This is a genomic window from Streptomyces sp. PH9007, from assembly GCF_059813725.1.
Genome location: NZ_CM187440.1, coordinates 1,244,030 through 1,261,871, shown reverse-complemented (window position 1 = coordinate 1,261,871; position 17,842 = coordinate 1,244,030). Strand labels below are relative to the sequence as shown.

Below are 17,842 nucleotides of genomic sequence, written 5' to 3'. Positions count from 1 at the left end.
CGCTCGGCGTGTGAGGTAAGTAAAAAATGCCCACAGGGATTTGAATGAGGGAACAACGCCTCGCTAGGGTCGGGCCTCGAACCTTCGCGCGGTCGCTCACCCATCCCGGGGGGCCGTGAGGGTACCGCCGATTCCGCGGCCGATGCGCGGAGCCGGGGCCAAGCCCCCACACCCGGCAGGCGGCTGAGGAAGAAGGAGCTCGCCCCAGTGGCGTCCCACCGTCGTCCCAAGCCCCCGAGCCGTACGCGGGTGACCGTCTTCGGCGCCACCGCGGCCGCCACCGTAGCCCTCAGCTCCCAGGCCGCCCACGCCGAGACCAAGGAACAGGTCCAGGAGCGTGTTGACGAGCTCCACCACGAAGCGGCCATCGCGACCGAGGAGTGGAACGGGGCCAAGGAGCGCGAGGAAGCGCTCCAGGAGGAGGTGGAGACCCTTCAGGACTCCGCCGCCCGTGGCCAGGAGGAGCTCAACGAGCTGCGCTCCGGCCTCGGTTCCATCGCCGCCGCCCAGTACCGCACCGGCGGCCTGGACCCCTCCGTGCAGCTCTTCCTGTCCGGTGACCCCGACGCGTACCTCGAACGCGCCTCCACGCTCAGCCAGGTCAGCGGCAAGCAGGCCGAGACGCTGCAGCTGATCGAGTCCAAGCAGCGCACCCTGTCCCAGCAGCGCGACGAGGCCACCGAGAAGCTCGCCGAACTCGAGGAGACCCGGGACGAGCTCAAGGACCGCAAGGACACCATCCAGGGCAAGCTGAGCGAGGCGCAGTCCCTGCTCAACCAGCTCACCGAGGAGGAGCGCGCGGCGATCGCCGCCGCCGAGGCCGAGGAGGCCGCCGCCGCCCAGGCGGAGGCCGAGCGCGCCAACCGCAGTGGCAGCGACGGCCGTCCGGTCCTGGACGGCAGCGGCTCCGCCCGTGGCCAGTCCGCGCTCTCCGCCGGCGCCACCAAGGTCGGCTCCCCGTACCAGTGGGGTGCCACCGGGCCCAACTCCTTCGACTGCTCCGGCTTCGTCAGCTGGTCGTACTCGCAGGCCGGGGTCACCCTGCCGCGTACCTCCCAGGCGCAGGCCAACGCGGGTACCCGGGTCAGCGAGAGCCAGCTGGCGCCCGGCGACATCGTGTTGTTCTACGGCGACCTGCACCACGTGGGCATCTACGCCGGCAATGGCCAGGTGCTGCATTCGCCGGGCACCGGCAAGTACGTTGAGTACACCGGGCTGCACACCATGCCGTTCCAGTTCGGCGTCCGGGTCGGCTGACCCGGCACGTTCCTCCATCCGGGTGAATCGGCGGCCGGACACCGTGGCCGCCGACCCCCGCTGACCTGCGGCGCTTCTCTGGCTCGCCGGACAACATCCGGCACGGGATGCGCTGTACCCGGCCGCGCCGCAACTAGATTCTGCCCCCTTCAGGTACCCCACCGAAGGGAACACGGCGCGCAGTGGCAACCCACCGGCGACCCCCGCAGTACGGCCCGGCCCGCGCGGCCCGCGCCTCCGTCCTGTCCGCCGCGGCGAGTGCCGCGGTCGCCCTCAGCAGCGCGCCCGCCGTGGCCGAGCCCGTCCCCAGCAGCGTCAGCGCCGCCGAGAGAGTGGACCGGCTCTTCGCCGAGGCCGAGCGCGCCGTGGAGGCGTACAACGGCACCTCGGAACGGGTCGAGGAGCTGACCGCCGAGGCCGAGCTCTACCAGCGGCGGGTGGAGACCGGCAAGCAGGCCGTCAACGACACGCGCCGCTCCCTGGGTTCGGCCGCCGCCGCGCACTACCGGGCCGGCGGCATCGACCCCACCGTCACCCTCATGCTCTCCGACGACCCGGACAGCTATCTCGCCCGCGCCGCCGCCCTCAACCGGGTCAGCACCAGACGCTCGGGTGAGCTGCGCGAGCTGCAGGCCGCCCAGCGCACCCTGGAACAGCGCCGTGCCGAGGCCGGCGACAAACTCGACGAACTCGCCGCCGAACGCGCGGTGCTCGCCCGCGAGAAGCAGACCGTGCTGCGCAAGCTCGCCACCGCCCAGGCCCAGTACGACCGGCTCACCGCCCGCGAACGGGCCGACCGGGAGGCACGCGAACAGGCCGCGGCCACCGCCACCGTCACTGCCGCCGCCACCGGGACCACCACCCCCGCCCCGGCCGCCGCGCCCACCGCGAACGGCCGCGGCGCCGCCGCGCTCGCCGCCGCCCGGAGCGCCCTCGGCAGCCCCTACGCCTGGGGCGCGGCCGGCCCGAACTCCTTCGACTGCTCGGGGCTGACCCAGTGGGCCTACCGCCAGGCCGGGATCTCCCTGCCCCGCACCTCCCAGGCCCAGGCGGCGGCCGGCACCGCCGTACCGCTGTCGGCCGCCCAGCCGGGCGACCTCGTCGTCTACCGCGGCGACGCCAGCCACATCGCCCTGTACGTGGGCGGCGGCCAGGTCATCCACGCGCCCTACCCCGGCGCCCAGGTACGCGTCGAGCCGGTCGGCATGATGCCGCTGCACTCCGTGGTCCGACCCTGAACCCCGGCCCGGGCCCCGCCACCGGATACGCTCGCCCGTGATGCGTAAGACATTGATCGTCACCAATGACTTCCCGCCGCGCCCCGGCGGCATCCAGGCGTTCCTGCACAGCATGGCGCTGCGCCTGGAGCCGGACCGGGTGGTCGTGTACGCCTCCACCTGGAAGCGCGACAAGGAGGGCCGGGCGGCCACCGCGGCCTTCGACGCCGAGCAGCCGTACCCGGTCATCAGGGACCGCAGCACCATGCTGCTGCCCACCCCGCGCTTCACCCGCCGCGCGGTCAACCTGCTGCGCACCCACGGGTGCGAGTCGGTGTGGTTCGGCGCGGCGGCGCCGCTGGGCCTGATGGGGCCGGCACTGCGCAAGGCGGGCGCCCAGCGGCTGGTGGCCACCAGCCACGGCCACGAGGCCGGCTGGGCCCAGCTGCCCGCCGCCCGGCAACTGCTGCGCCGCATCGGCGAGGGCACCGACACGGTGACGTATCTGGGGGAGTACACCCGCTCACGGATCGCCTCGGCGCTCACCGAGGAGGCCGCCGGGCGCATGGTGCAACTGCCGCCCGGCGTGGACGAGAAGCTGTTCCACCCGGGATCGGGCGGCGACAAGGTCCGCGCCGAACTGGGCCTCACCGACCGTCCCGTGGTGGTGTGCGTCTCCCGCCTGGTGCCGCGCAAGGGCCAGGACACCCTGATCAGGGCCATGCCCCGGATCCTGGCCGCCGAGCCGGACACCGTCCTGCTGATCGTCGGCGACGGCCCCTACCGCAGGGACCTGGAGAAGCTGGCGCAGGAGAGCGGGGTGGCCGGCTCCGTACGGTTCACCGGGCCCGTCCCCTGGGAGCGGCTGCCCGCCCACTTCGGGGCCGGCGACGTGTTCGCCATGCCCTGCCGCACCCGGCGCCGCGGCCTCGACGTGGAGGGCCTGGGCATCGTGTACCTGGAGGCGTCGGCCACCGGACTGCCGGTGGTCTCCGGCGACTCGGGCGGCGCGCCCGACGCGGTGCTGGACGGCGAGACCGGCTGGATCGTCCGCGGCGGGGCCCCCGGCGCGGCGGCCGAGACCGCCGAGCGCATCGTCACCCTGCTGCGCGACCCAGGGCTGCGCCGGCGGATGGGCGAGCGCGGACGGCAGTGGGTCGAGGAGAAGTGGCGCTGGGACCTGCTGGCGCAGCGGCTGCGTGAACTGCTCTAGGGGCGGCCCGCGATAGCCTTCCCGGTGACACTCACCCCCACGACACGACGACAGCGCGCGCGGAACAAGGAGCCACCGGGATGGCCGAACACACCAGGTCGAGCATCACCATCGACGCCACACCGGCCGAGGTCATGGCGGTGATCGCCGACTTCGGCCGCTACCCCGAGTGGACGGGCGAGGTGCGGGAGGCCGAGGTGCTCGGCACGGACGAGCGCGGGCGCGCCGAACAGGTGCGGCTGCTGCTGGACGCCGGCGCCATCAAGGACGAACACACCCTGGCGTACGCCTGGGCGGACACCGACGAGGTCAGCTGGTCGCTCGTGAAGTCCCAGATGCTGCGCTCGCTCGACGGCTCCTACCGGCTGGTGCCGGTGGACGGCGGCAAGCACACCGAGGTCACCTACCAGCTGACCGTGGACGTGAAGATCCCGATGCTGGGCACCATCAAGCGCAAGGCCGAGAAGGTCATCATCGAACGCGCCCTGGACGGGCTGAAGAAGCGGGTGGAGAGCGGCGAGGCGACCACCGGATGACCCCGGCACGGGTGCTGCTGGTCACCGGGCCCGGCGGGGCCGGCACGACGACCGTCGCGGCCGGCACCGCGCTGGCCGAGGCACGGGCCGGGCGTACGGTGCTGCTGCTCGGCGAGCGCGTCGGGACGCTCTCCGGGGTGGCGGCCGTCCGCCCCGACACCGGGCAGTGGTTCCGGGACGGGGTCCTGGGGATCCAGCGGCAGACGGGCACCGACCTGCTGCACGAGGACGAACTGACCGCGCTCCCCGGCAGCGAGGGGCTCGCCCTGCTCACCGCGCTGGCACAGGCCCACCGCTCCGGCCAGTGGCAGACCCTGGTCGTCGACCTCCCGCCGGTCACCGAGGCGATCCGGCTGCTGGCCCTGCCCGAACTGCTGGCCCGCTACGTCCGCAGGCTGCTCCCCGGCGGCCGGCCGGCCTCGCTCCTCGCCCAGCTGGCCGGCCTGCCGTACGAGGCGGCCGGCCGTTGGGCCGGGGAACTCGATCAGCTGCACGCCCTGCTGACCTCACCGGCGACGGCGGTGCGGCTGGTGGTCGAACCCACGGCGCAGGCTCCCGCCACCGTACGGATGGCCAGGGCCGGACTCGCCCTGCACGGGCTGGCCCTGGAGGCGGTGATCGCCAACCGGGTGCTGCCCTCCGGCTCCCCGGACCCCTGGCTGCGCGAGGTGGCGGCGGCACAGCAGGCGGCCCTCGACGCGCTCCCGGCCGAGACCCGCGACCTCCCGCACCTGGGCGGCACCCCCGGCGAGGCGGAGCTGACGGAGCTGGCCGCCGGCGGGGCGCTGGACTGGGCCCCGGCGGGGGAGCCGCGGCGGCTCGCCCCCGTCCTCGACGACGGTCCGGTGTGGCGGCTGCCGCTGCCCGGCGCGAACCGCTCGGAACTGGACCTGGTGCGGCGCGGCGACGAACTCTTCCTCACCGTCGGACCGTTCCGCCGCGCGGTGCCCCTCCCCGCCGAGCTGCGGCACCGCGAGGTGACCGGCGCGGCCCTGGAGGAATCGGGGGCGCTCGCCGTACGGTTCGCCCCCGATCCGGGGTAACGTCGGAGGATCCACGACGCGCAGCTGTGCCAGGAGAACGCCATGAGCGAACCCACCGAGCAGCCATCCGACGCCGACCCGCACGCCTGGGAACAGGCCTGCGCGGAAGATCTCGCCGCCGAGCGGGCCCGGTTCCGCGAACGTACCGGACAGTCCTCGCACGGGGACGCCGCCGAGGAACTGCGCAAGCTCATGACGGCGATCACCGAGGAGGCGGGGCGGATCGGGGCCCGCTTCGGGGCGGACGCCACGCTGCTGGCCGCCCGCGCCCGGTCGGCGGTGAACCCCGATGTGCTCCAGCACTTGTCCAACGCGGGCGCCGAACTCGTGGCCGCCTACCGGGCCGCGGTGATCGGGTACCAGCGGCAGAGCGCGGAGGACCGGCCCGGGGGCGAAGAGCGCGGTGACGCCCGCGACGGCCGTGACGACCGTGACGGAGAGGAGCCTTCCGGTCCGGCCCAGCGCATTGATCTGGACTGATCGCGAGGTACGGTGTTCGCCGGCGGGGACCGACTGACCTTATCGAGGATTTCATGGGACTGACCATCGGCGTTGACATCGGCGGCACCAAGATCGCGGCCGGTGTGGTCGACGAAGAGGGCACGATCCTCGACACCAGCACCGTGCCCACGCCGCCCACCCCCGAGGGAGTGGTGGAGGCCATCGCCGAGGCCGTCAAGACCGTGGGACGCGGCAGCAAGTGCGAGGCCGTGGGCATCGGCGCGGCCGGCTACGTCGACGACAAGCGGGCCACGGTCCTGTTCGCCCCGAACATCAAGTGGCGTCACGAGGCCCTCAAGGACAAGGTCGAACAGCGCGTCGGGCTCTCGGTCGTCGTCGAGAACGACGCCAACGCCGCAGCGTGGGGCGAGTACCGCTTCGGCGCGGGCGCCGGGCACGACGACGTTGTCGTCATCACCCTCGGCACGGGTCTGGGCGGCGGCATCATCATGGGCGGCCGGCTCTACCGCGGACGGTTCGGTGTGGCGGGCGAGTTCGGCCACATCCGGGTGGTGCCGGACGGCCTGCTGTGCGGCTGCGGCAGCCAGGGCTGCTGGGAGCAGTACGCGTCGGGCCGCGCCCTGGTGCGCTACGCCCGGCAGCGGGCCAGCGCCACCCCCGAGGCCGCGAGCATCCTGCTGGCGGAGGGAGACGGCACCCCCGAGGGCATCGAGGGCCGCCATGTCTCCGCCGCCGCGCGGCAGGGCGACCCGGTGGCCATCGACTCCTTCCGCGAACTGGCCCGTTGGGCCGGTGCCGGGCTCGCCGACCTGGCCTCCCTGTTCGACCCGTCCGCCTTCATCGTGGGCGGCGGCGTCTCGGACGAGGGCGACCTCGTCCTGGAGCCGATCCGCAAGTCCTTCCGGCGCTGGCTGGTCGGCAGCCGCTACCGCCCGCACGCCCAGGTGGTGGCCGCCCAGCTCGGCGGCCGCGCCGGCCTGGTCGGCGCGGCGGACCTGGCCCGCCAGGGCTAGGCCGTCTCTTCCGGATCTTCGCGGGGCCGGGGCGCCGGCTAGTGGGGGCACCTCCCGGCCGGAGGCTGGGGGAACCTCGCTGCGTTGCCGAACTGCCCGAAGGACACCACCCTGAGGGCACTCCGGCGCCTTGAGCGAAGCGAATGGGGGCACCTCCCAGCCGAAGGCTGGGGGAGCACCGCATCCGACGCCCCGGCCTGACCCACGAAGATCCGAAAGAGACGACCTGGGGCTTGTCCGGCGGGTTCCGGCCGGCTCGGCCGCCGTCAGCCGCTCACCTCCAGCGCCGTCCCGTACAGGCGTTGTACGTGCAGCCGGATGACCACCCGGCGTTCGGCGACCTGTTGCTCCAGGAACGCGCTCTCGTCCGCGGGCCGCATGTCGGCCGGCAGCATGCCGAGCAGTTCCCGGCCGACCGCGTCGCCCGGGGTCGTGGTGATCTCCGAGACCTCGGCCTCGCCCTCGGCGACCGCGAACGACCACACGTCGCCGCCCGGCACATGCAGGGCGGCGTGCGGGTCGCGGCGGATGTGCCCCGGCTTGGCGCGGTCGGCCGTGGTGGAGATCCGGACGACGCGGGCCGCCGGGTCCCAGTGGTACAGCATGGTGGTCAGGTGCGGGTGGCCGCTACGCCGCACGGTGGCCACGGTGCCGAACCGCTGGGCGGCCAGCAGCGCGGACAGGGCGTCGTCGGTGAGGGAGCGGGGCCCGGGTCGATCCGTCATGACGCGATCAACCGCACGGAGGGCCCCGGCATTCCGCCGCCGGGAGTGCGGGGCAGCTAGCCTCGGGCACATGCCCGCCGTCGTGCGCCTGCTCAGCTACAACGTCCGGTCGCTGCGTGATGACACCGCCGCGCTGGCCCGGGTGATCCGGGCCTGCGCACCGGATGTGGTCGCCGTCCAGGAGGCGCCCCGGTTCGCCGGGTGGCGGCGCCGGGCCCTGCGGCTGGGGCGGGCCACCGGGCTGCTGTACGTCAGCGGGGGCGCCCCGACCTGCGGGACCATGATCATGACCACTCTGCGGCCCACGGTGGAGCGGGTGGCGGAGGTGACCCTCCCGTACACCCCCGGGCTGCACCGGCGCGGACTGGCCTGCGCCGTTCTGCGCTTCGGCGCCGGCCCCCGGCTGGCCGTGGTCAGCTGCCATCTGGGGCTGCGCGCCGAGGAGCGGCGCCGGCACGCGCCGCTGGTACGGGAGCGGTTGGCGGGGCTCGGCGCGCCCGCCGCGGTGCTGGCGGGCGACCTCAACGAGCCGCCGCGGGGCGCGGCCTTCCGGTATCTCACCCGCGATCTCACCGACGGCTGGGCCGCTGCTCCCCGGGGCGGGGAGCACACGTACCCCGCCACCGGCGCGGTCAGCCGGATCGACGCCGTGCTCGCCACCGAACGGGTCACCGTGCAGGAGTGCGGCGTCCCGCTCGGCCACCCCGGCGTCACGGAACACGATCTGCGGGCCGCCAGTGACCATCTGCCGGTCCTGGCCACCCTCCGGGTGCCCTGAGGGGCTTGCCCCGTCAGACCACGGCGCCGCTGCCCGGGTCCGTCCAGTCGTCGTCGCCGTCCCGCATCCGCGAGATCAGCGCGGCGAAGCCGCCCAGGAAACCGCCGACCCCCAGGGTGACGATCCACCAGGTCATCTCCTGCTGGAAGAGCACGGAGCCGAGCAGCAGCAGCGGCCCGCCCAGCACCGCCACCCAGGCGAGCTTCGTGGTCAGATCCGTCTCGGGCAGCGGCGGCGGGTCCGGCGGCACGAAGTGGTCGCCGTCGGGGTCCTCGCCGGGGCCCCAGTCGCGCGGGCCGCTGCCGGACCAGGCGCCGGTCCCCGTACCGGAGACGGTGCCGCCGCCTTCGTTGCTACTCTCCGCGCCGGCCCCGCCGGCCCCGCCGGCCCCACCTGCTTCGGCGCCGGCCGTACCGGTCCCACCGGGCGCTCCCGTCCCACCGGAGGCACCGGCCCCACCGGCTTCCGCGCCGGACTCCCGGCCCGGCTCGGCGGGCGGCACCCGGTCCACGGTGTCGGTCAGATCCAGCTCGTCGCCCTTGGGCCAGACCCCGGGCGGATCGGCCGGCTCCTCGCCGTATCCGGCGACGATCTGAGCCCAGGCGGCTTCCTCGTCGATCGGGTCGCGGCCGTCGCCGCGCTCCTGGTCACGTTCCGTCACTGGCGGTCTTCCTCGTCGCGGGGCGGATGACGCGGGTGATGAAGGCGTCCGTCTCCTGAAAGATACGCTCCGCGTCATGGTCCAGGGTGGCCACGTGATAGCTGTTCTCCAGCACCAGCTCGGTGACATCGGTGGAGGACACCGAACCCAGCACCACGGCCGAGTCACCCGGTGGCACCACATGGTCGACCGCGCTGTGCATCAGCAGCAGCGGCTGCGTGACCTGCGGCAGTTCGCCGCGTACCAGATGCACCAGCTGCCGCAGCGCGTACGCCGCGGGCAGCGGCACCCGGTCGTAGCCGACCTCGGCCGGGGCGTCGGGTCTGCGGATGTCTCCCACCACCCCGCGCACACTGGGCAGCACGTGCCGCAGCAGCGGTAGCGCGAACCCCTGGACGCGCGGGAAGGTGATCGCCGGGTTGACGACCGCGACCCCGGCGATCCGGTCGCCGTGCCGGGCGGCCAGCCGCAGCGCCAGCGTGCCGCCCATGGACAGGCCGCACACGAACACCCGCTCGCAGCGGTCCCGCAGCTCCCGCAGTTCACGGTCGACCGCCGCGTACCAGTCCTGCCAGCCGGTCACCCGCAGATCCCGCTGCGCGGTGCCGTGCCCCGGGAGCAGCGGCAGGGCCACGGTGTGGCCCCGTTCGGCCAGGTGCCGCGCCCAGGGCCGCAGGGGCTGCGGCGTGCCGGTGAAGCCGTGGCACAGCAGCACACCGGTGGCCGACCCCGCGTGGGAGAAGGGTTCGGCTCCGCTCAGCAGGGGCATGGGGGCCTCCGTTCGGTGCGGGGGTGCGGCCAGCCTACGTGGGCCCGGAGGCGCCAAGAACAGTAAATCCCCAGTAGGGTCGGGCACGAAAGAACACAGGAGGTTGGCGGAGTGCTGTACGGCGCGATGAAGATTTCCGTCGGAGCAGGGCTGAAGCTGGCCTTCCGACCATGGGTGGAGGGGCTGGAGCATGTGCCCTCCGAAGGGCCCGCGATCCTGGCGAGCAATCACCTGTCCTTCTCGGACTCCTTCTTCCTCCCCGTGGTGCTGGACCGCAAGGTCACCTTCATCGCGAAATCCGAGTACTTCACCTCCCCCGGGGTCAAGGGGAAGCTGACGGCGGCGTTCTTCAAGGGCGTCGGGCAGCTTCCGGTGGACCGCTCCGGCACCCGCGGGGCGGGCGAGGCGGCGGTGCGCAGCGGCATAGCGGTCATCGAGCGCGGCGAGCTGTTCGGCATCTACCCGGAGGGCACCCGTTCCCCGGACGGCCGGCTGTACCGGGGCCGGCCGGGCGGACTGGCCCGGGTCGCGCTGGCGACGGGTGCGCCCGTCCTGCCGGTGGCCATGATCGACACGGAGAAGATCCAGCCGCCCGGGAAGGTGATGCCCAAGCTGATGCGCCCCGGGATCCGGATCGGCGCGCCGCTGGACTTCACCCGCTATCAGGGCATGGAGGGGGATCGCTTCATCCTGCGTTCGGTCACCGACGAGGTGATGTACGCGATCATGAAGCTCTCCGGACAGGAGTACGTGGACACCTACGCCTCCGTGGTCAAGAAGGCCATGGAGGAGGAGGCGAAGCGGAAGAAGGCGGAGGCCAAGGAAGCCTCGCCGGACTGAGGGGGAGGGTCACCGGCGGATGGCCGACAAAGCGGAGGCGGGGGAGGACCGGGGCACGGCGGAGCCGTCCTCGGGCATATCGGTGGAGCAGCCGCTGTGGCGGGCGCTCACCGGGTACCGGGTGGTCACCCTCGGCTACGCGCTGGCGGTGTTCGCCCTCGGCTACGGGGACTACGGCCGGCCGCCGCTCGGCGTCGGCTACCTCGCGCTGCTGACGGCCTGGACCCTGCTGACCCTGCCGAACGTCTCCTCGGCCGAGCGCTGCACGGGCCGGTTCCTGACGGCGGACCTGACGATGGCGGTGGGCGGCATCCTGCTCAGCTCGCTGGCCGATCCCGCCAACCAGGTGGGGCCCACCCTGCCCTCGATCTGGGTGGCGGGCCCGGTGATCGCGGTCGCCATCAAGAGCGGCTGGCGGTGGGCCGCGCTGGGCTCCGCGCTGGTGGGCGCCGCCAATCTGCTGGAGGACGGGCACTTCTCGCGCAGCGCGCTGCACAACGTGCTGCTGGTGTGCGTGGCGAGCATCGCGATCGGCTACGTGGTGGAGGTGGCGCGGGCCAGCGAGCGCACCCTGGCCAGGGCGCTGCGGATCGAGGCCGCGAACCGGGAGCGCGAACGGCTGGCCCGGGACATCCACGACAGCGTGCTCCAGGTGCTGGCCATGGTGCAGCGGCGCGGCGCGGCCATCGGCGGCGAGGCCGCCGAACTGGGGCGGCTGGCGGGCGACCAGGAGGTGGCGCTGCGGGCGCTGGTCACCGGGCAGCGGCAGGAGGGCGCGGACGGGCCGCCGCCGGGCGCGGCCTTCGAGGGGCTTCTCGCCGGGGAGCGGCACGCGGCCCCGCGGGACCCGGACGCCGAGATCGATCTGCGTACGCTGCTCACCCTCGCGGCGGGCGGCCCCGGCGGGCCCGTCACGTACGCGGGCCCCGGCTGCCCCGTACCGCTGCCGGCGGACACCGCACGGACCGTGGCCGCCGCGGTCGGCGCCGCCCTGGACAATGTGCGCAGACACGCGGGCGGCCCGGCGGGGGAGCCGGCGGCCGCCTGGATTCTGCTGGAGGACGAGCCGAAGGAGATCACCGTGACGGTGCGCGACGACGGCCCCGGCATCCCCGAGGGGCGGCTGGCGGCGGCGGAGGCCGAGGGCCGGATGGGCGCGGCGCTGTCCATCCGGGGGCGGATGCGGGAGCTGGGCGGCAGCGCGCGCTGGATCTCGGTGCCCGGGCAGGGCACCGAGGTGGAGCTGCGGCTGCCCCGGCAGCGCGGCCGGAAGGACGCCGGCCGGTGAGCGCGGGACAGCCGGTGAGCGCGGGACGGCCGGTGACGGTGATGGTCGTGGACGACCATCCGATGTGGCGCGACGCGGTCGCCAGAGATCTGGGGGCGGCCGGGTTCGACGTGGTGGCCACCGCGGGGGACGGTCCGCAGGCGGTGCGCCGGGCCCGGGCGGTGCGTCCCGACGTCCTGGTCCTCGACCTCAATCTGCCGGGGCTGCCCGGCGCGGAGGTGTGCCGGCGGCTGGCCGGCGCTCCGGGGACCGGCGGCGAGCAGGGGCCCCGGGTGCTGGTGCTGTCGGCCAGCGGTGAGCAGGAGGACGTGCTGGAGGCGGTGAAGGCCGGGGCCACCGGCTATCTGGTGAAGTCGGCCAGCGCCGAGGAGCTGGCCGAGGCCGTGCGGCGCACCGCCGGGGGCGATCCGGTCTTCACCCCCGGCCTGGCCGGCCTGGTGCTGGGGGAGTACCGGCGGCTGGCCTCGGGGCCGCCCCCGGGGAGCGGGGGCGGCCCCGAGGTGCCGCAGCTGACCGAGCGGGAGACGGAGGTGCTGCGGCTGGTCGCCAAGGGGCTCACCTACCGGCAGATCGCCGACCGGCTGGTGATCTCGCACCGCACCGTGCAGAACCATGTGCAGAACACCCTCGGAAAGCTGCAACTGCACAGCCGGGTGGAGCTGGTGCGCTACGCGATCGAACGCGGGCTCGACACCGAGTGATCCAGCAGCTCGGCGACGATCGCCGGGCCGTTGAGCGTCAGCACCGACTCGGGATGGAACTGCACGGAGGCGAAGCCCTCCCCGCGCAGCGCGTACACGTCGCCGGTGGCCTCGTCGCGGCTGACGTCGATGGCGTGGGCGCGCAGTTCGTGCGCGGTGTCCTCATCGCAGCGGGCGGTGAACGAGTTGTAGCAGCCGACGGTCTCGGGCCGGCCGAAGAAGTCGATCCGCTCCTGCGCCCCCTGGAACGGATGTGCCTTCCGGAGGAGTTCCAGGCCGAGTTCGGCGGCGATCAGCTCGTGGCCCAGGCAGACCCCGATGACGCCGCCGGGGTGCGGCCCGGCCAGCAGGGTGGCGGTCAGCGTCCGCAGCAGCCGCATCTTGGGGTCGGTGGTGTCGTTGGGGTCGCCGGGTCCGGGGCCGAGCACCACGGGCCCGGGGTGGGCGGCGGCGCGGGCGGGCAGCCCGGGGGCGTCGAAGCGTTCCACCGTGACGTCGGCGCCGGTGGTGCGCAGCAGGTGGGCGAGCATCGAGGTGAAGGTGTCCTCGCCGTCGACCACCAGCACCCGCCCGCTCCCGGTGGGGCGGCGCGGGGCGAGGTCCTGCATCCGCAGCCAGAACGGCGCGAGGCCGGCGCGGCGGGCGTCCAGGGCGGCGCGCACCCGGGGGTCGGCGGCCAGGGCGGGCGCGGCGGCGGAGGCGGCGGAGGCGGTGCCCCGTACCGGCCGCTCGCCGGGTGCCGCGGTCACCGGCTGCCCGAGCGCGGCCAGCACCCCGGCCGCCTTGGCGTGCGTCTCGGCGACCTCGCCGGCCGGGTCCGAGCCGCGCACCAGGGTGGCGCCGACCGGCAGCCGCAGCGCGCCGTCGGGCGCGATGTCCACGGTGCGGATGAGGATCGGTGAGTCCAGGGTCTGGGTGCCGGTGGCGTCGTGTCCCAGCAGCGCGAGCGCGGCCCCGTAGTAGCCGCGTCCGGTCGGCTCGTGGCGGCGGATGACCCGGCAGGCGTTCTCCACCGGGCTGCCGGTGACGGTGGCGGCGAACATCGTCTCGCGCAGGACCTCGCGCACGTCCAGGGTGCTGCGTCCGCGCAGTTCGTACTCGGTGTGCGCCAGGTGCGCCATCTCCTTCAGCCGGGGGCCGATCACCACCCCGCCCCGGTCGCCGACCGCGCACATCATCTTCAGCTCCTCGTCGACGACCATCGACAGTTCCTCGATCTCCTTGGGGTCGCCGAGGAAGTCCAGCACCCCCCGCGGGTCGGGACCGGTGGCCGGGTAGCGGTAGGTGCCGCTGATCGGGTTCATGACGACGGTGCCGCCGCGCATCCGGACGTGCACCTCGGGGCTGGCGCCGACCAGCGTGCGCTCGCCGGTGTGCACCACGAACGTCCAGTACGCGCCGCGTTCCCCGGCCAGCAGCCGGCGGAAGAGGGCGAGCGCGTCCCGCCGGGCGAAGCCGTCGATACGGCCGGTGAACGTCCGCCGGATCACGAAGTTGGCGCCCTGACCCGCGCCGATCTCCTCGCGCAGCACGGTGCGCACGATCTCCTCGTACGCCGGGTCGTCGACGTCGAAACGGCCCTCGGCGACCGAGACGGCGTGCCCGGGCAGCGCGTCCAGGGTCGGCGCCAGCGGCAGCTCCTCCACCCGGTCCGGGACCAGGACGGACAGCGGGGTGCCGTCGTCGGTGACCTCGAAGCCGCGCTCGGCGATCTGCCGGAACGGGATCAGGGCCAGCGCCCCGATGCCGGGCCGCTCGGGCAGCGGGAGGGCACCGATCCGGTCGACCTCGTGCACCGGGCCGGTCAGTACCTCGATGGTGCCCTCGCCGGAGCGCACCCGCCCCGGGGTGCGCCGGTGCAGGAGGGCGAACGGCTCGCCGCCGTTCAGCAGCCGCTCGATGACGGCTGCGGGTGATGAGTGATGCCCCATGGTGACAATCCCTGTCCTGGATGGGGAAGGGGCGACCCGATGGCTTGCGAACGCCGAAGGCCGCCCCTTCGGGCGGCCTTCGCGTCGTGATGCAGGATGCGCGCAGTCAGTGGGCCGCCGAGGGAGCGGGCCACCACCAGTTACGGGTCTGCTGCGTGCGCATGCGGTGGACTATAGCGCCCCGAGTGGCCCCTGTCTCACTTCGCGGGCGTGGGGAAACGCCACCCGTACGAACCCGTAACCTTGGGCGCGTGACCGTGAACGCTGACAGCAGCTTCTCCATCGCTTCCTCCTGGCGAGACCTGCCCGCGGCGCAGCAGCCCGAATATCCGGACCTCGAGGCTCTGCGCGCTGTGACCGCGGACATCGAGGGCTATCCGCCGCTGGTGTTCGCCGGCGAGGCGGACCAACTGCGGGCCCGGCTGGCGAGCGTGGCACGGGGCGAGGCGTTTCTGCTCCAGGGCGGCGACTGCGCCGAGGCGTTCGACCAGGTCAGCGCCGACCAGATCCGCGCGAAGCTGAAGACCCTGCTCCAGATGAGCGCGGTCCTCACGTACGCGGCCGCGGTCCCGGTGGTCAAGGTCGGGCGCATCGCCGGCCAGTACTCCAAGCCGCGTTCGAAGTCGACCGAGACCCGCGACGGGGTGTCGCTGCCCTCCTACCGGGGCGACTCGGTCAACGGCCCCGAGTTCACCCCCGAGGCCCGGATCCCGGACCCGGAGCGGCTGCGCCGGATGTACCACGCCTCGGCCGCCACGCTGAACCTGGTGCGCGGCTTCACCACCGGCGGGTACGCGGACCTGCGGCAGGTACACGCCTGGAACCAGGACTTCGTCCGCACCTCCGCCTCCGGCCAGCGCTACGAGGCGCTGGCGCGGGAGATCGACAACGCGCTGAACTTCATGAAGGCGTGCGGCGCGGACCCGGCCGAGTTCCACTCGGTGGAGTTCTACGCCTCGCACGAGGCGCTGCTGCTGGACTACGAGGCGGCGCTGACCCGCGTGGACTCGCGCAGCGGGCGGCTGTACGACGTCTCCGGCCACATGGTGTGGATCGGGGAGCGGACCCGCCAGCTGGACGGGGCGCACATCGCGTTCGCGGCCTCCATCTCCAACCCGATCGGGGTGAAGATCGGCCCGACCACGACTCCGGAGGAGGCGCTGGCGCTGATCGACCGGCTCGACCCGGAGCGGGAGGCGGGGCGGCTGACGTTCATCACCCGGATGGGCGCGGACAAGATCCGCGACCTGCTGCCGCCGCTGGTGGAGCGGGTCACGGCGTCCGGCGCCGAGGTGGCGTGGGTGTGCGACCCGATGCACGGCAACACCTTCGAGGCGGCCTCCGGGCACAAGACGCGGCGCTTCGACGACGTGCTGGACGAGGTGAAGGGCTTCTTCGAGGTCCACAAGGGCCTGGGCACCCACCCCGGCGGCATCCATGTGGAGCTGACCGGCGACGACGTCACCGAGTGCGTCGGCGGCGGCAACGAGATCCTCGTCGATGACCTGCACCAGCGCTACGAGACGGCGTGCGACCCCCGGCTGAACCGCAGCCAGTCGCTGGACCTGGCCTTCCTGGTGGCGGAGATGTACCGGGGCTGAGCCACCGGAGAACAGGGCAGGGCCCCGGAGTGCGGCAGCGCACACCGGGGCCCTGTTCTCTGTCCGGGGACGGGAAGGTAAGGTGAGGTTTGCCTTACTAAGACCGGAAGATCACTGCGGGAGGTGGAGCGGGTGTACGTCTGCTCGTGCTTCGGCATCACCGAGGACCAGGTCCGCGCACACGCGGCCGCGGGCGCCTGTACCCCCCGCCAGATCGCCGCCACCAGCGGCGCCGGCACCGACTGCGGCTCGTGCGTCCGCCGCATCCAGGGCCTCCTGGGCCGCCCCTGCCCCCGCCGCGAGCCGGCCGCCGCCACACCCACGCCCGAGCGGCACGCCCCCGAGCCCGCCGCCGCACCCACACCCGCCCGGCCCCTCCCCGCGCCCCCGTCACCCGCGCTTCCCCCGCTCCCCGCGCGCGCCCCGGCCGCCGCCGTCTGAGGCCCCGGGGCCGGTCCCTCCCGCCGAAGGTGCCTTCCTTGGTACCGTGAGCCCCGCTGGATCACAACTCGCCGTGGGGGAAGGCATGTCGGGGCGCGAAGAGGCCTTACGCACGAGTTTGAACTCCGACGGGGGCGGCGGCTCCACGACCCCCGACCTCTCGCTGGATCCCGGGGCGCTGAACGAGATCGCCGAGGACGCGCGTGCACTGCGCTTCGGCCTGTCCGCCACGGCCGGCCTGGCGACCTCGGCAAGCCTCAGCGCCGCCGCCGACCTGCGGGCCGCCGATCTCGCCTCCGCCGGTTCGCTCACCACCATGGCCAACCGCTTCTTCCGCAACACCATGGACCTGGTGGCCGACTGCCAGACCGTCGAGGACGGACTCGGTCTCTCCTCCACCTCGCACACGGAGCTAGGCCGTTTCCTGCGGATCATCGGATCGTTGGTTGATGTGTGTCGTTGACTGATGCCCAGTGGGCGAGGATCGAGCCGTTGCTGCCGGACCGGACACCTCGGCGGGGAGGGCGGTGGCGGGATCACCGCCCGGTGATCGACGCGATCGCCTTCAAATACCGCACCGGGACGCCGTGGATGGATCTGCCCGAGCGCTTCGGGTCGTGGAAGGGCGTCCACAACCGGCTGCGGTGCTGGGCCGCCGACGGCACCTGGGAGAAGGTCTTCACCGCCCTGCTCGCCCAGGCCGACGCCGAGGGCGACATGGACTGGGTCATCGCGGTCGACTCCACGATCGTCCGTGCTCACCAGCACGCCGCCGGGGCCCGCAAAAAGGGGCCCCGGCCGGCGAGCCGGACGACCATGCCCTCGGACGGTCCCGCGGCGGACTGACCACCAAGATCCATCTCGCCGCCGACAGCCGCTGTCGGCCCCTGGCCTTCGTCCTCACCCCGGGCCAGGCAGGGGACGCACCCGCGTTCGCCCAGGTCATGAACCAGTTACGGGTGCCCCGGCCGACCGGCCGGCCCCGGACAACACCGGAGATGGTCCTGGCCGACAAGGCTTACTCCTCACGCGCTATCCGGGCCCACCTCCGTCGGCGCGGAATCCGGGCAGTCATTCCCGTTCCCGCTGACCAGGCAACCAACCGCAAACGACGCGGCAGCCGGGGCGGCCGCCCGCCCGCGTTCGACCGAGAGGCATACAAGCAGCGCAACACCGTCGAACGCTGCATCAACAAACTCAAGCAATGGCGCGGCCTGGCCACCCGATACGACAAGACCGCCACCATCTACCAGGCCGCACTCCACATCGCCGCCATCCACACCTGGTCAGCACGATGATCCAAAAGAAACGGCCTAGAGGCCGACGTGGTCGCGCAACTCCACCGGACGAACCAGGCGATGACCGA

General features: G+C 73.6%; 18 protein-coding genes and 1 pseudogene. 15 read left to right on the top strand and 4 right to left on the bottom strand.

What is annotated here, in order from left to right; all coding sequences use genetic code 11:
* Positions 1–207: 207 nt before the first annotated feature.
* The 7 genes from ACTFAP_RS05550 (at position 208) to ACTFAP_RS05520 (ending at position 6,741) form a co-directional block, all read left to right on the top strand.
* Complete coding sequence (locus ACTFAP_RS05550) at positions 208–1,257, top strand: NlpC/P60 family protein (RefSeq protein WP_495683662.1); 1,050 nt, start codon at positions 208–210, stop codon at positions 1,255–1,257.
* Positions 1,258–1,439: 182 nt separating this feature from the next.
* Entirely contained in the window at positions 1,440–2,495 is a 1,056-nt protein-coding gene (locus ACTFAP_RS05545) for a C40 family peptidase (protein WP_500468361.1), read from the top strand.
* Between the two features lie 40 nt (positions 2,496–2,535).
* A complete protein-coding gene (locus tag ACTFAP_RS05540; protein WP_500468360.1) occupies positions 2,536–3,687 on the top strand; it encodes a glycosyltransferase family 4 protein in 1,152 nt (383 codons plus the stop codon).
* An 80-nt stretch (positions 3,688–3,767) separates the two neighbouring features.
* The gene (locus tag ACTFAP_RS05535; RefSeq protein ID WP_500468359.1) at positions 3,768–4,223 is read left to right on the top strand and encodes an SRPBCC family protein; all 456 of its coding nucleotides are present in this window, start codon (positions 3,768–3,770) and stop codon (positions 4,221–4,223) included.
* The gene (locus ACTFAP_RS05530) at positions 4,220–5,266 is read left to right on the top strand and encodes an ArsA family ATPase (RefSeq protein WP_500468358.1); all 1,047 of its coding nucleotides are present in this window, start codon (positions 4,220–4,222) and stop codon (positions 5,264–5,266) included. The genes ACTFAP_RS05535 and ACTFAP_RS05530 overlap by 4 nt, the downstream gene beginning before the upstream one ends.
* A 42-nt stretch (positions 5,267–5,308) precedes the next feature.
* Positions 5,309–5,746 carry a DUF5304 family protein gene (locus ACTFAP_RS05525; RefSeq protein ID WP_390124873.1) on the top strand — a complete coding sequence of 146 codons (438 nt, stop codon included), beginning with the start codon at positions 5,309–5,311 and terminating at the stop codon, positions 5,744–5,746.
* A 53-nt stretch (positions 5,747–5,799) separates the two neighbouring features.
* The gene (locus ACTFAP_RS05520) at positions 5,800–6,741 is read left to right on the top strand and encodes an ROK family glucokinase (RefSeq protein ID WP_046723087.1); all 942 of its coding nucleotides are present in this window, start codon (positions 5,800–5,802) and stop codon (positions 6,739–6,741) included.
* 266 nt (positions 6,742–7,007) lie between these two features.
* On the opposite strand, the gene ACTFAP_RS05515 is transcribed toward ACTFAP_RS05520, so the two are convergent.
* Positions 7,008–7,466: a TIGR03618 family F420-dependent PPOX class oxidoreductase gene (locus ACTFAP_RS05515; RefSeq protein ID WP_495683656.1), complete on the bottom strand. Its 459-nt coding sequence runs from the start codon at positions 7,464–7,466 to the stop codon at positions 7,008–7,010.
* Positions 7,467–7,536: 70 nt separating this feature from the next.
* On the opposite strand from ACTFAP_RS05515, the gene ACTFAP_RS05510 reads away from it, so the two are divergent.
* Complete coding sequence (locus tag ACTFAP_RS05510) at positions 7,537–8,244, top strand: endonuclease/exonuclease/phosphatase family protein (protein WP_495683655.1); 708 nt, start codon at positions 7,537–7,539, stop codon at positions 8,242–8,244.
* 13 nt (positions 8,245–8,257) lie between these two features.
* Here the strand turns inward: ACTFAP_RS05510 and ACTFAP_RS05505 are convergent, their stop codons facing one another.
* Together ACTFAP_RS05505 and ACTFAP_RS05500 are read right to left on the bottom strand one after the other, a co-directional pair.
* Positions 8,258–8,983 carry a hypothetical protein gene (locus ACTFAP_RS05505; RefSeq protein ID WP_500468357.1) on the bottom strand — a complete coding sequence of 242 codons (726 nt, stop codon included), beginning with the start codon at positions 8,981–8,983 and terminating at the stop codon, positions 8,258–8,260.
* Positions 8,892–9,674, bottom strand: a complete 783-nt coding sequence (locus tag ACTFAP_RS05500; protein ID WP_495683653.1) for an alpha/beta fold hydrolase — start codon at positions 9,672–9,674, stop codon at positions 8,892–8,894. Before ACTFAP_RS05500 ends, ACTFAP_RS05505 begins: the two co-directional genes overlap by 92 nt.
* Before the next feature lie 111 nt (positions 9,675–9,785).
* Here ACTFAP_RS05500 and ACTFAP_RS05495 point away from each other — a divergent pair, with 111 nt between their 5' ends.
* The 3 genes from ACTFAP_RS05495 to ACTFAP_RS05485 are packed head-to-tail and all read left to right on the top strand — an operon-like array spanning position 9,786 to position 12,503.
* A complete protein-coding gene (locus tag ACTFAP_RS05495; protein ID WP_200367860.1) occupies positions 9,786–10,514 on the top strand; it encodes a lysophospholipid acyltransferase family protein in 729 nt (242 codons plus the stop codon).
* A gap of 19 nt (positions 10,515–10,533) precedes the next feature.
* Entirely contained in the window at positions 10,534–11,802 is a 1,269-nt protein-coding gene (gene macS / locus ACTFAP_RS05490; RefSeq protein WP_500468356.1) for a MacS family sensor histidine kinase, read from the top strand.
* A 41-nt stretch (positions 11,803–11,843) separates the two neighbouring features.
* The gene (locus ACTFAP_RS05485; protein WP_400009850.1) at positions 11,844–12,503 is read left to right on the top strand and encodes a response regulator; all 660 of its coding nucleotides are present in this window, start codon (positions 11,844–11,846) and stop codon (positions 12,501–12,503) included.
* Here the strand turns inward: ACTFAP_RS05485 and ACTFAP_RS05480 are convergent.
* Positions 12,470–14,434: an anthranilate synthase family protein gene (locus tag ACTFAP_RS05480; protein ID WP_500468355.1), complete on the bottom strand. Its 1,965-nt coding sequence runs from the start codon at positions 14,432–14,434 to the stop codon at positions 12,470–12,472. The genes ACTFAP_RS05485 and ACTFAP_RS05480 overlap by 34 nt on opposite strands.
* Positions 14,435–14,685: 251 nt before the next feature.
* Here ACTFAP_RS05480 and ACTFAP_RS05475 point away from each other — a divergent pair, with 251 nt between their 5' ends.
* The 4 genes and pseudogenes from ACTFAP_RS05475 (at position 14,686) to ACTFAP_RS05460 (ending at position 17,774) form a co-directional block, all read left to right on the top strand.
* Positions 14,686–16,035, top strand: coding sequence for a class II 3-deoxy-7-phosphoheptulonate synthase (locus ACTFAP_RS05475; protein ID WP_030734454.1), 1,350 nt, complete (start codon positions 14,686–14,688; stop codon positions 16,033–16,035).
* 132 nt (positions 16,036–16,167) lie between these two features.
* Positions 16,168–16,476 (top strand): (2Fe-2S)-binding protein, encoded by a 309-nt coding sequence (locus tag ACTFAP_RS05470; protein WP_500469412.1) that lies wholly within the window; start codon positions 16,168–16,170, stop codon positions 16,474–16,476.
* Positions 16,477–16,594: 118 nt separating this feature from the next.
* Complete coding sequence (locus ACTFAP_RS05465) at positions 16,595–16,939, top strand: hypothetical protein (RefSeq protein ID WP_500468354.1); 345 nt, start codon at positions 16,595–16,597, stop codon at positions 16,937–16,939.
* Positions 16,930–17,774: pseudogene (locus ACTFAP_RS05460) on the top strand (IS5 family transposase). Before ACTFAP_RS05465 ends, ACTFAP_RS05460 begins: the two are co-directional and overlap by 10 nt.
* Positions 17,775–17,842: the final 68 nt, after the last annotated feature.

Excerpts from the sequence above, each read along its gene's own strand:
- ACTFAP_RS05485 (WP_400009850.1), top strand. The coding sequence starts at position 11,844 with ATGGTCGTGGACGACCATCCGATGTGGCGCGACGCGGTCGCCAGAGAT.
- ACTFAP_RS05520 (WP_046723087.1), top strand. The coding sequence starts at position 5,800 with ATGGGACTGACCATCGGCGTTGACATCGGCGGCACCAAGATCGCGGCC.
- macS (WP_500468356.1), top strand. The coding sequence starts at position 10,534 with ATGGCCGACAAAGCGGAGGCGGGGGAGGACCGGGGCACGGCGGAGCCG.
- ACTFAP_RS05510 (WP_495683655.1), top strand. The coding sequence starts at position 7,537 with ATGCCCGCCGTCGTGCGCCTGCTCAGCTACAACGTCCGGTCGCTGCGT.
- ACTFAP_RS05540 (WP_500468360.1), top strand. The coding sequence starts at position 2,536 with ATGCGTAAGACATTGATCGTCACCAATGACTTCCCGCCGCGCCCCGGC.
- ACTFAP_RS05530 (WP_500468358.1), top strand. The coding sequence starts at position 4,220 with ATGACCCCGGCACGGGTGCTGCTGGTCACCGGGCCCGGCGGGGCCGGC.
- ACTFAP_RS05525 (WP_390124873.1), top strand. The coding sequence starts at position 5,309 with ATGAGCGAACCCACCGAGCAGCCATCCGACGCCGACCCGCACGCCTGG.
- ACTFAP_RS05505 (WP_500468357.1), bottom strand. The coding sequence starts at position 8,983 with ATGACGCGGAGCGTATCTTTCAGGAGACGGACGCCTTCATCACCCGCG.
- ACTFAP_RS05515 (WP_495683656.1), bottom strand. The coding sequence starts at position 7,466 with ATGACGGATCGACCCGGGCCCCGCTCCCTCACCGACGACGCCCTGTCC.
- ACTFAP_RS05480 (WP_500468355.1), bottom strand. The coding sequence starts at position 14,434 with ATGGGGCATCACTCATCACCCGCAGCCGTCATCGAGCGGCTGCTGAAC.
- ACTFAP_RS05535 (WP_500468359.1), top strand. The coding sequence starts at position 3,768 with ATGGCCGAACACACCAGGTCGAGCATCACCATCGACGCCACACCGGCC.
- ACTFAP_RS05500 (WP_495683653.1), bottom strand. The coding sequence starts at position 9,674 with ATGCCCCTGCTGAGCGGAGCCGAACCCTTCTCCCACGCGGGGTCGGCC.